This is a genomic window from Bacillus sp. FSL R5-0576, from assembly GCF_038004765.1.
GTDB classification, from domain to species: Bacteria; Bacillota; Bacilli; order Bacillales; family Bacillaceae; genus Bacillus; species Bacillus subtilis.
Genome location: NZ_JBBORU010000001.1, coordinates 1,664,394 through 1,678,295, shown reverse-complemented (window position 1 = coordinate 1,678,295; position 13,902 = coordinate 1,664,394). Strand labels below are relative to the sequence as shown.

Genomic DNA, 13,902 nt, shown 5'->3' with positions numbered 1-13,902 from the left:
ATAATATGGCGTCTTACAGCCCCAACGCTCTGCCGGAATCGGGCCGATTGACGAACGCCCCTCGGATAGTAACGACCAATATGACTCCAATGTATCTGCCCCAGGGAATCGGCAAGAGAGTCCGACAACGGCAATACCTTCTGCATGAGAGTCCGGTGACAAAATCACTGGCGCCTGAATCTGAGGTGTAAGAGCTCGATCCTCCGCAGGAACAGATGCCTCCGCCTCTATTTTGTTCTCCAAAGGTGCTGATGCATCCGATATCCTGCCTCCGAATAAAGCGGACAGCCTTTCGGAATAAGAACCGATCAGCCAATCTGCGAACCTTTGAATTGTCGGGTATTCATATAGAATCGATGGATCGAGTGCTGCTTCTAATTTGCGGTTTATACGCTGGAGCACTTGTGCCAAAATGATCGAATCCACGCCATAATCCTGAAACACCCCGTCAATCTCGAAGTCTTCACGATCTATTCTCAGCTCTTCGGTAAACAGATCAACTAGCCAGGACTGTGTTTCAGATAATAACCCATCACATTTGGAAACTTCATCGGCCTCTTCAATGTCTCTGGCTGGCGGGCTCTGTAAAGCAGCTTCCTGCAAACCGCCCTCATGCGGTTTCCTCCTCTTCATCAGCAGTTCCGGCTCCCAGTTTGTTTGATTCGCCATCGCAGGGAGAACAACCGGTCCGAACATTTTCGATACAATTTGATCTAGAAAACGTAAGCCTTCTGAATTCGTAATGCTCAACAAGCCGCTTTCCCGATACGCTTGATTTGTCACTTCACCCATACCGGTTTCTTTCCAGTTCGGCCACTGAACACTGATGATCGGCGCATGTTTCTGATGTGCTTCTGCAAAATAATCCATATAGCTATTGGCCATCGCATAGTCAGCTTGTCCCGCCGAAAGCTCCGGAATAATGGCTGAAACAGAAGAAAATAAGACAAAAAACTGTAAAGGCTCGTTACACACATGGCGATATAACGTTGTAAGACCTGACACCTTAGGTTCCATCACCCGCTGGATATCATCTGAAGTTTTTCGGATAAATGCCAGCGTATCCATATCCGTCAGACCTGCACAATGAATGACACCGCCAATCGGTCCTAATGTTCGCTTGATATGTTGCAGCGTTTGCTCAACCTGAGCATCATCAGATAACGTCAGCGACAGCATCTCCACCTGTACACCCTTCGCTTCCAGCTCCCGCACTGCCTGGATTTTCTCTGCCAATGATGTGTTTGATGTCTTAAAACGCGCCCACTCCTCTCGCGGAGGAAGCTGTTCTCGTCCGGTCAGCACCAGTTTTTTCACTCCATAGCACTCTGCAAAATGACGGGCGCATAATAGTCCGATGCCTCGTGTGCCGCCTGTAATGAGAAGTACATGATCTTTCGGGAAGACCGTGCTTTGTTCCGTGGCCTTACCTGTTTCCGGATGAGCTTTTAGAAAAGCTTGGTACCGTAAACCATCTCTGTAGCAAACCTCGGCATCATGAGAATCGGAATAAAACTCATCAGCGATCAACTTCGCGAGACGGCGATGATCAGTAACCTCCTCAGCATCCATATGCCTTGATATAAGATGGCTGTACTCGCATTGGAGCATTCGATACAACCCAGCCCGTGAGGCGCCAGCCATCCGGACAGATGTGTTTTGAAACGATTCGAGCCCCTTCGTCACACAAAGCAGCCTGAGCCCCTCTTTATGCCCGAATTCAACCAGTCTTTGCACCCATTCAATCCAATCCAGCCGGCCCTCATCATCCCTACCGCATCCGATGACATCCACTAGGCCGTCAAACTCTTTCCAATCAATGTCTGACTGATCATTTTCTATCCGGCTCACATCTAATAAGAGATGATTCGGAAAATACGAAGACAATTCTGCTGCTAAATCTGCTGTCTCTTGATTGCACAGGATGGCAACGGTTCTTGTCCCCGGCACTGCTGAGCCAATTGGACTCAAACTCCATTGTTTCGTCAAAAAGCATGCAGCCCGATCTTCAATCGCATTAACCAGTTCTTTTTTGTCTCTTTCTGAACGTTCCTTTGCCGGCACCCAATAGTGATCCTTCGCAAACGGATATGAAGGGAGGCTGATCAGGCGCGGTTTGGTCTCTCCGTATAATGTGTTCCACTGGATTGAGACCCCTTTGACCCATAAATCAGCAAGTTTGGCGTATTTTCTTTTTCTGATCCAAGCATCAAGTGCCAACGCCATATCTTCATCTGCTGTAAAAATAGTCTGGGTCTCTTTATTTCGATGAGACTGTCCCCGGAAAAATTCGTCTGTTTCTTCCTTACCGTCAACAAACGCCTGCAGTTTCTCTTCAAGTTCCTGCATTGTCCCCGCAACACACGCCAGACGCTCATCCATTTCTTCGCGCCCGACCTGCAGGGTGTAAGCGATGCGGTGCAACTCCTGATCTGTATATTTTTTATTGCGAATCGCCTCAAGCAATTGCAAAGCACGATCTATCAGCCTGCTTTTATTTTTAGCCGACAGCACAATCACGTTTGGCTGTCCTGTAGCCGTGTGTTCTGAATTGGCTTTTGGCATATATTCTTCAACCACAATATGCGCGTTCACTCCGCCAATCCCAAACGAACTGATTCCGGCACGGCGCGGAAGCTCGTTTCCGTCACGATCTGTGACAGACTTCCATTCCTGTTTTTCCTGAACGATGTAAAACGGACTGTCAGTCAGCTGAAGATAAGGATTAAGCGTCTCGCAATGCAGGCTTTTCACTAACGTTTTATGCTTCATTTGCAAAAGCACTTTGATCAAACCGGAAATACCGGCTGCTAGCTCTAAATGACCGATATTGCTTTTAACTGAGCCGATGCCGCAACGGTGATCCGGAACAACCGGCTGGCTCTCGCCTCTCATATTGGATAGTTCCTTAAACGCGGCTTTCAGCCCATTTATTTCAATCGGATCGCCCAATTCCGTCCCTGTTCCATGTGCTTCGATATATGTGACAGTGCTTGGATCTATGCCTGCTTGGCGATATGCACGCACCAACAAATCAGCTTGTGCTTTCGGATTAGGCGATGTCAGGGTATTGGCTCTTCCGCCGTGATTTTCCGCCGTGCCCCGAATAACGCCATAAATATGATTTCCGTCGCGCTCGGCATCTTCCAGCTTTTTCAACATGACCATTCCGACCCCTTCGCCTCTGGCATAGCCATTCGCATCGGCGGAGAAGGTTTTACACCTGCCGTCTTTGCTGAGCATACCCGCCTTGCTGTAGCTAATATGCGCCTCCTCGGTTAAGATCGTATTCACGCCTCCAGCGATCGCCATCTCACAATCACCGTTTTGCATCGCAGTCACAGCACGGTGAATGGCTACAAGAGAACTGGAACAGGCCGTCTCTACTGGTTCGCTCGGACCATGAATATTTAAAAAATAACTCATTCTATTCGGGCCTACCGAAGGAATCATATGACCTGTAGCAGCATGGCCTTCAATTGGAAGATTCGCTCTATGGAATAGATCTTTATAACCGGTGTTTCCCGTACCGATAAAGATACCGGTCCCTGTACCCGAAAGGCTTTGCGGCGAGCAACCCGCATCTTCCAGTGCCTTCCACACGTATGTCATTAACAAGCGCTGCTGAGGGTCTACATAATCAGCTTCTCGCGGCGAAATACCAAAAAACAACGGATCAAACTCTGCGACACCATCAATAAACCCGCCCCATTTGATGTCAGTTTTATTGACGTCAGTGTCTGGGTTTCCATAATGCTCCCGCCAATTCCATCGATCTTTTGGAACTTCTGTGATGCTGTCTTTCCCTCCTTCTAGGTTTTTCCAAAATTCATCTATATCCATAGCGCCAGGGAATCGGCCGCTGATGCCGACAATTGCAACCGGCTCAAAATCGGCAGCCTGCTTTTTGTTTCTTTCTGCTTTTGCAATAACAGGCTGTGTAAAGCGGCGCTTTCTACGTGATGTGATTTTCGGCGCTTCAGGGGATTTTGTCTGTAACTCTTCCTGCCCCTCTGGTTTTTCGCGCTCCTGAACCAGGGTGTCCTCATGTTCAGCAGTCAAATACTCAGCCAGGCTTTGGATACTTCCATATTCAAAGAAAATGGTCGGCGTTAGCTCCAACTGAAATTCTTCGTTAATCTTGTTTGTAAAGACCGTAAATGTAACGGAATCAAATCCGTATTCACTCAGCTCTGTATTGACATCAATATCTTCACTATTTACTTTTAAAATTGCACTGACCATGTTGCTTAATGATGCCTCCAGGCTGTTTAAACTGTGCAATGAGTTTGTTCTTTCATCTATGCCTTTAGCAGTAGCATCTTGATTCCATTCGCCCTGATACGCAGCAACTACATATTCGGCCAGGCTTTGGACGCTGCCATATTCAAAGAAAATGGTCGGTGTTAGCTCCAACTGAAATTTTTCGTTGATCTTGTTTGTAAAGACAGTGAATGTAACTGAGTCGAATCCGTACTCACTCAGCTCTGTGTTGACATCGATATCGTCAGTGTTTACTTTCAAAATTGCGCCAACCATTTGGATTAAGGCTGCTTCCAATTTTCTAGTTTGTCCTTGATCCTGATCCGTCTTTCTCTGATCGTTCCGCTTGGCTTTCGATCCTGCGGAAAGCAGTTTTTGTTTCATTTTCTGAAGCTGTCCTTCCATCACAAAAACTTGCGGCTTATCAGATGCTATCCCTTGATAAAATGCTTTCAAGCCACTATCTGTCGGCATCGGGACCATTCCCGTCGTTTTCAGCATTCTCTTTTCATCTTCAGCGCCGACTTGCATACCGCCTTCTTCCCATAACGGCCAATTGAAGGAAATGGTGGAGCCGAATCTCTTTTTTGATGCCGCAAGAGAACGGCGGTATTCAGCAAATGCATCCATAAACGAATTGGCTGCCGCATAATCGGCTTGTCCAGCGTTTCCTAAACATCCCGAAACAGATGAGAAGAAAATGAAAAAGTCCAATGGGAAATCCTTGCTGCATTCGTCTACATGTAACAACCCGCTCACTTTTGGCTGCAATACTTCTTGAAACTCTTCATTCGTTTTATGAATGATGAAGTGATCTTTAATGCTGCCTGCACCGTGAATAATTCCATTGAGAGTGCCATATCTTTCTTTGATTTCCTCAAAAAGATGATGAACCGCATGCTGATCACTTACATCAGCCTCTCGATAGACAACCTCCGCTCCGATGCTTCGAAGAGCCTCCAGTTCGTTTTCCTTATCCTCACTTAAAACAGATCGTCCCGTCAGCACAATAGTAGACCGGCCAGTTCGATTGGCAATTTCCTTTGCAAACAGAAGGCCTAAGCTTCCTGCTCCGCCTGTGATTAGATAAACGCCTTCGTCTCTCCACGGCATGTGAAGCGTATCAGCTGAAGGAAGCACCATTTCCCTCCAGCCTTTCACAAAACGGTGTCCAGCCTCATATCGAATCTGTTTGTCAAATGGTCTCCGGCTGTCGTCTTTCAGCTTGAGGTGAAGGTCTATCATCTCTTCAGGTTTCTCAATTTCGATGACCTGAGCAGTCAGTTTGCTGAACTCTATTTCTGCTGTTTTAAACAGACCGGAAACGCCGGCAAACAATTGCTTCTCTTTTTCCAGCGGAACAATCGCTTGAATGATGATACGGCCTGCAGAAAGCTTATGGACCTTGCTTTGCAGGAGTTCAAAAATGTTCTGCATGTAACATTGATAACGTTCAGCAATATGTCCTACAGCTTCGTTTAGAGTAATCACACGGGCATCTTTCATGTGGGAGGCAATGCTGTCTGTGACACTTCGTTCAGTTTCGAAGAGAACAATGATATGCTCCGTGTACGAAGGATCTTCGTCCTCTCGTTCTTCATTCTGTTTTTCCCACACCGGTTCAAGCATTAAGCGTTCGTGCCGTGTTGAAGGCTTTGAAGTATGAACCTCCCCTTCTAATACTCTCGTTGAGAATCCTTTGATCCTGACACATACGCTTCCACTCTCGTCAATGACATCGATATCCGCTTTCTGAACAACCCCTCCGGAGTGATCGCTGTCACTTAAGCGGGCATAAGCCCACATAGAAGAAGAACACCCTTTGATCACCTCAAGCTCCTCAAGCGCAAATGGCAAAATCAGCTTTTGATCCGTCAATTCCTGCATGATACATATTGTTGCTGTCTGCAAGGCGGAATCCATGATACTTGGGTGCAGCACAAACTGTTCATTCGTTCCAGAAACGATTTCTGGAAGCTGCAGCTGCGCCAAAACCTCTCTGTTTCCTATATTCACATTCTTAATTCCTTGAAAGGCCGGACCATGGAACATTCCTCTGCTTCTGCCTTCTTCGTAAAATTGATCAGGCGACATCTTTCCTTTGCCGCAGCGGCGTGAAATTTCAGTGAGATCTGCGACTGGCGTTTCGGCGGCAGATGCCAGCTCCGCACTGCCTTGACTATGAATAACAGGGTCGTCCCCGTCTTCCTGTGTACTGTAAATGTCAAAGGTGATTTTTCCATCTTCTTCAGGAAAGAGACTGATATCCACTTGAGCTGAATGTCTGTCAACCACAACAGGCTGAACCCAGACTGTATGATTCAATCTGATTCTGACATCTTGGCCAATTTCACTTCCTGCCGCCTGGTTTATAGCCGCGTACGCCATTTCAAGGTACGCAACACCAGGAAGCACAGGCTTTCCTCTTACCACATGGTCTCTCAGGAAAAATTCGTCACCAGTGAAAACCGAACTGAATTTCTGTTCAGAAAAATCAGATGTATTCTGATGAAGCAATGGATGAATAGAGCCGATCCCTGTCTGATTTCCGGATATCTGCGCCACCGGTTTGCGGTCATCCTGCGACGGCCAGTATCGTTCCTTTGCAAATGGATAAGTCGGCAGACTCATTCTGTTTGGGCGCTCTCCCTTGTAAAGCTGCATCCAATCTATATGCGCTCCCTTGCTCCACATTTCTGCAAGCTTGTTTACTTTTCCTTTGGCCATCCACTTACGTATGAGTTCAGCGCTGTCCTCATCCTCCGTCAGCCATGAAACCTCTCTGGCATTGTGCTTACTTCCTTGAAAACAGCCTTCAATCGCTGTATTTCCATTGATAAAATCTGTGAGCCTCTGTTTTAACTCATTTACATGATCGGCAATAAAGACAACGCGATGCTCCATCGCTTCGCGCCCCACCTGAAGGGTATACGCAAAATCAGGCAGCTGGCTGTTCTCAAGCCCTCTTCTTTCTAAATAGGCCAGAATGTCTTCTGCATACTCTTGCAGCCTCTCTTTATTTTTCGCCGAGATCGGGACGATGCAGGTTCCGTCTATCTTTCCCTTATCTGAATCCCTTTTGAATTGTTCAAAAATGGCATGGGTATTTGTCCCGCCAAGCCCGAACGAGCTAAGTGCAGCCCTGTGCGTTTTGATCTCACGGCTTAACGTTTTCTTTTGATCGACGACGTAAAAAGGAGAGCTGGCTAAGTCTGTATTTGGATTCGGCTCCTTATAATTGATACTCGGTGCAAGCTCTTGATGATAAAGACTCATCACAACCTTAATGCAGCCCGCAAGACCGGCGGCTGTATCTAAATGTCCGATATTGGTTTTCACCGACCCAATGCCGCAAAATTGCGTTTTATTTGTATATTGCCTGTAAACGTTTGTTAAAGCCGCCAGCTCGATCGGGTCCCCCAGCTTCGTTCCGGTCCCGTGTGCTTCTACATAGCAGATGGATTCAGGCTGTACCTTCGTTTGATTCATGACCTGTTGGACCACGTCAGCCTGGCCTTTAACGCTTGGAGCATAAAAGCCGACTTTGTCAGCGCCGTCGTTATTTACACCAATGCCTCTCAGCAAGGCATAGATATGATCCCCGTCCTTTACTGCATCAGCTGCTTTTTTCAGCAATATAACAGCAACGCCCTCACCGCCTATCATTCCGTCAGCTGAAGCGTCAAAAGCTTTAATATGTCCATCACTCGAAAAGTTCAGCCCCGGCTGATGCACATATCCGATATTTGACTCGGTATGCAGCGTTGCACCGCCAACTAAAGCATAATCAGATTCACCCGACAGGAGGCTTTTATAGGCAGAATGCAATCCAATCAGAGATGATGAGCAGTTGGCATGAACGAAATAGCTTGGCCCTCTCAGCCCGAGCTTATGAGAAATCATTGTCGGGATCGTCCCGCTCTGTGCAAGCACCCACGAAACATAGCCGTCCGGCGTCTCCAGGCTCTCTGTTGTATCTGACGGCAGCAGCGCGCGATAAGAATTATTGCTTGCCGACATAAAAACACTGGTTTGCGGAATCTGTCTCGCAGCATAACCGGCATCTTCTATTGCTTTCCATGAATGAGTCAGCAGCATCCGAAGCTGAGGGTCCATAAATTCAGCGTCTTTAGGAGAGATTTGAAAGAAGCTTGGATCAAATCTGTCTTTCCCCTCAATTGAAGCTTTAGCAGGGACATAGTCGGCATTCTCCGCTATCTCCTTTGAAATGCCAAAGCGCTGAAGCTCTTCTTTATTGAAAAACGCTATGCTTTCCTTGCCGTCTCTGAGGTTCTCCCAAAATTCATCATGATTTTTTGCCCCTGGAAATTCACACGATATGCCAATAATCGCTACACTATCGTCATAATAGTCTGGGAGATCACTCATCTCGGTAGACTGATCTTCTATATGAGCTGCCGGGTCTGTCGGCATATGGTCACTTGCATCGCCCATTCGCTGTTCAGTGATGTACTGGCTGATATTTTTAATCGTTGAATACTCAAACAGGTCTGTGACAGAAAACTCACAGGATAGTTCATGTTTGATACGATCAGCCACAGTGACCGCGAGAAGCGAATCCCCGCCCACATCGAAAAATCCGTCATCCCATTCAATGTCACTCGTTTTCAGCACTTCCTGCCAAATGGTAAAAACAGTATCCTGAATGTTCTTAGGAGAGGTCTGCCTTTGCTTTAGCTGCTCCCCTGATAAATCGATATTCTTAAGGCTGTTTCTATCTATCTTTCCGTTCGGAGTTAACGGCATATGATCAAGCTGAATAAAATAAGAAGGCACCATAAAGGCAGGCAAAGCGTTTTTCACAAAATGACGCAGCTCTCTCGCTGTGAGAGAAGCATTTGCATGTTTAGCTGTATAATAGGCAGCCAGGTTATCCATATCTGCGACCACAACGCATTCCAGAATGCCGGGATGCTCACTAAGCCTGCTTTCAATATCACCAAGTTCAATACGGAATCCGCGGATTTTTACTTGATTATCGATGCGGCCTATATATTCAATTCGCCCTCCCGGAAGCCAGCGGGCCATGTCTCCCGTTCTATAAAGCTTAGACCCAGGCTCAAAAGGGTTGTCAATGAATCTCGAGTCCGTTAATTCTTCCTTTTTGTAGTAGCCCTTCGCCACACCGTCTCCTGCAATGCACAGCTCACCCGGGACACCTGCCGGCACTGGCGCGAGCTGAGAATCCGTAATATAGATTTGTGTATTGGCGATTGGCCTTCCTATCGTGGCATGAGAGCATTCATCGTTAATGCGCTGAACCGCTGACCAGATAGTTGTTTCGGTTGGCCCGAACATATTCCAGGCTTCGCTGCCCGTATCTAAGAAATATCGTTTTAATGTCTCAGGCAATGCTTCGCCTCCGCATAAAATTTTCACGCTCTCTTCATTTTCCCAGCCTGAATAAAAGAGCATCTTCCACGTAGCGGGGGTTGCCTGCATCACTGTCGGTTTGATCGTGCGGATGTCCCGTTTCAGTTTTTCAACGTCTTTTGTATGCTCCGTTTGACAAATATAGCAGTGTGCGCCCTTTATTAAAGGCAAAAATAATTCCAGAACTGCGATATCAAAACAATAGGTTGTGACAGCAAGCATTTTATCCTCTGCAGTAAGACCTGGTGTTTCCCCCATCGAAACGAGAAAGTTTGTCAAAGCTTTATGCAGTATCATGACACCTTTTGGCTTTCCTGTGCTGCCGGATGTATAAATGACATATGCCAAGTTCTCCGGCGTGACAGTGCGTGTAAGCACTTTTCGATCAGAGGCTGTTTGAGCAATTTCATCCCAATCTTGATCTAAAAGAGCTGTTGTGACACCGTTCCAACTCAACGTATTTACTAATTCCGATGTCGTCAGTGTAATGAAAACTTCACTGTCCTCAAGCATGTATTCTAATCGTTCAGCCGGATAGGACGGGTCTAGCGGCACATACGCTCCCCCAGCCTTGAGGATCGCTAATAAACCCACTAGCATATCCAGCGATCGATCCACATAGATTCCCGCCAGACGGTCAGGACCCACTCCATGCGCCTGCAAATAAATGGCCAGCTGTGTGCTTTTCTCATCAAGCTCCCGATACGTCAATGTTTGACCTTCATAGCTGACAGCCGTTCTATCAGGCGTCTTTTTCGCCTGCTGCTCAAACAACTCATGAAAAGTTATATATGGATACGTTTTTCCTGTGGCGTTCCATGTTTTGAGAATCATCTGCTTCTCTGCCTCAGGTAATAAAGAATACTCTTTTAAAGGCTGAGATGGATTCAACATCGCCTGCTCTGTTACATAAACAAAATGGTCGAACATGGCGGATATAGAAGCCGCATCAAACAGCCCAGTATTGTACTTGATGTTCAGCTCCATTTTTTCTTCTGTTTCCCACAGTTCAAATACTAATTCGTATTCGCCCTCTTGGTGAATACACTCAACGAAATCGACAGAAAAGAAGTCAGCATAGCGGCTCAGCAAGCTTTGATAGCTTCCGGATTGAAGAAAATTCTGATAGAAAAAAGCGGTTTGAAATACCGGTGAACCTGCTTGACTGCGAGGAATATTCAGATCCCTCACCATTTTTGGAAAAGGATATGCTGCATGATCAAGTCCATCCAATATCGTTAATTGCAATTTTGAAATAAAGCTAGAAAAAGTGTCTGCCGGGTTCAGCTCACTCCGAATCGGGAGCATATTGAGAAAATGTCCAATGGCATCATCAAATCTTTCTTCCGGCCTCACCATGGCCGGCATGCCGACGATCTGTTCCTTTTGGCCGGTGTAACGGCCAAGCAGCAGCATATAGCAGCTTAAGAATACCGTCGTGACATTTACAGAATGCTCTTTCGCAAACATTCTGACCTGATTCATGAAGCCGCTGGACAGCCGCCTGGTGTATGTATCCTCTCTAAACTCAGAGACTGAACTTGCGCTGACCTTAGGCAGCTGAAGATTCGGCAAAGTTCCCGATAGCTGTTTCTGCCAATATGTACGATGCTTCACACCGTCTTTGCCGGCAAGCATGTTTTTCTCCCATGCCGCAAAATCATGATAAATGGCAGGAGAAACAGCTATTTCCGGCTGCTGTCCTTTTAAAAGAAGCTGATAGGTATCAAACAGACTGCGTATAAATGTGACAGACGAAACTCCGTCAAAAATCAAATGGTGAATGACAACTAATAAAAAATGCTCTTGTTCAAATCTGGAAAAGCTCATGACACGCACTAACGGGCTGTTTTCCTTTACATACGGTTCCTTTACTTTCTTTCTAAGAAAAGCAGGAATATCAGACTCTTTCATACTTGAGATATTTTCTGTCTTGATTTCAATTGAAAGTGCTGGCTCATTTTTAAGAAATGGCACTCCGTCTTTCTCTTGGATGACGTGCTTTAAGATTGGGTGCTGATTCAATACAAGGCCGAAAGCCTGCTGGAATGTTTCATGGTGAAGCCCTGACGAAAATTTAAAACAGAGGGGTACGTGATATGCACTTTTTTCGGGTGACATTTTTTGCAATGTCCATAATCCTTTTTGAACCTCAGAGAGAGGCTGAAAAGTTGCCTGACTCCTTTCCGGTTCGGTTTTATATGTGTCCGTGCCCTTTTTGTCAGCAGACAAGCTGCTGAGGTCTTCATGTTCTGATAGATAGCTGGCTAAGCGTTCAATTGTAGGATATTGATGTATCTCTCTGGCTGTTAGTTTGATATGGTAGTTTTTCTCGATCGATCGAATGAGCTTCATCATCTTGATAGAATTCACACCAAGACTTTGGATATTTGCATTTGGCTCCACCCAATCGCGGGAAACGTGCAGCTCCTCAGTCAAACAGGTGAGCAGATGCTTCTGTATTTCTTCCCTTACTCTTTTCACCTGGTCTGCTTGCTGCATCTCCTCATCCTGGACTGCATCGTTCATCCGATTGGGTTTATGTAGCAAGTGGTCGAACTCTCCATTTTCAAATGAAGTTTTTAGCTGGGTGCGCTGGATCTTTCCGATAGCCGTTTTTGGAATCTCTTCTTTTTGTACAGGCAGCAAATATTCCGGGGTGACTCCGATCACCTGTGAGACATGGGATTGTATGTTTCTAAGAAGCTGAGACATCTGCTCATCATTTAATTTTGCGGAAGTAACAAAGAAGATAGCCAGCTGATCTGTTGAATTCTGGCCCAGACGGACAGCGCAAGCAGCAGTATAAGAAGTTTCAATTTCAGATAATTCTTCAACTGCAGACTCAATTGCATGACTGTAATAATTAATGCCGTTAATGATAATTGCATCTTTCGTACGGCCTGTTATGGTTAAGCGCCCGTTTCGCAAAAAGCCAAGATCTCCGGTTTCAAACCAGCCGTCTTCTGTAAACACACTCTCATTCAAATCAGGCCGCTGGTAATAACCGCTAGTAACAGAAAGACCCGAGACTTGAAAACGGCCGATCTCGCCCTCTTCAACCAATTCATTACGGTCATTCACAATTCTCATAGAGAAGCCGGGGATTGGAGAGCCTATTTCAACAAAATGATCATCATCACTTGTTCCAGCCCGGGTAAATTCATGAGAAAAAATAACGCCCGATGAAGTTTCGGACATTCCCCATGCAGGTCGGATGGCGTCAGCAGGCAGTCCATGTGGTTCTAAAAGCTCAAGTATTCTGCGCCCTACCTTGGCTACCATTGCTTCACCGCCATTGAGCATGTATCGCATTGAAGACAGATCCCATTTCCTATCTTTTATTTCTTCTGCAAAATCAGTAACCAGACCAAACGCAAAATTCGGCGCCCACGTAACAGAAGCTCGGTAATGATCAATCCAATCCAGCCATTTCAACGGCTCCATTAAGATTGTTTCGCTTGAGACGTTAATTTCCTGACAGCCAAGATAAACATCCCGCAAATGCAGCATTCCGATCCCTCCGACATGGTCAAACGGCATCCAGTTAAACGTAATATCCTCTCTGGTGAAGCCTTGCATTTGAATAATCCCTTTCACCATGCTCATAATGTTACGATGATTAAGCATAACTGCTTTGGGCGTTCCCGTACTGCCTGAAGTCAGCAATAAAAGCGCTAAGTCTTCAGGACTGGATTGATGCCAATCTGTGTCCGCTTCAGCGCTGAGCAGATCCTCTACAATAATTGCCCTGAACCCTTCAAGCCCTTGTTCTTTTGCCCAATCGAGCATTTCCTGGTGCATCCCCCGGTCCGTAATCACCGCCGGCTTGTCAAGAAGCGTCCATGCGTCTTTCAGCTTTTGAGTGCCGCTGCTCGATTCAGCATACGTTGGCGGAACGGCTAATGGAGCCGGAACAACCCCTGTTAACACACACCCCCAGAACGCAGGGAGAAGCTGTGAATTGTCACCAAGCTGCAAAATCACGTTTTGTTTTGCTTTCAGGCCTGATTGGCGAAGCCCTTTTGCAATGCGCAGTCCATCATCCCATAATCGTCTGTATGATTGGTAAACTTCAGTTCCATCCGGCTGCAAATAAATGATTCCCTTTGTATCCCCAAGCTCTGCCGCCGTTCTGTATAAAACTTCAGGTATTGTTGCCGGCTGCTTTTCAGATATATGTAAAGGCTCACCATGACTGACAGAAGGATTAGCTAATATGCGGATATTATCATTATTTCTCAT

Annotated in this window: 1 protein-coding gene (cut by a window edge); it reads right to left on the bottom strand. The window is 46.3% G+C overall.

Going from position 1 to position 13,902, the window contains the following annotated elements:
• Window positions 1–13,902: the 5' portion of a polyketide synthase PksJ gene (gene pksJ / locus NX903_RS08590; RefSeq protein ID WP_086343857.1), read on the bottom strand. The gene continues 1,227 nt to the left of window position 1, outside the view; only the first 13,902 of its 15,129 coding nucleotides appear in the window; its start codon is at window positions 13,900–13,902; the stop codon falls past the left edge of the window.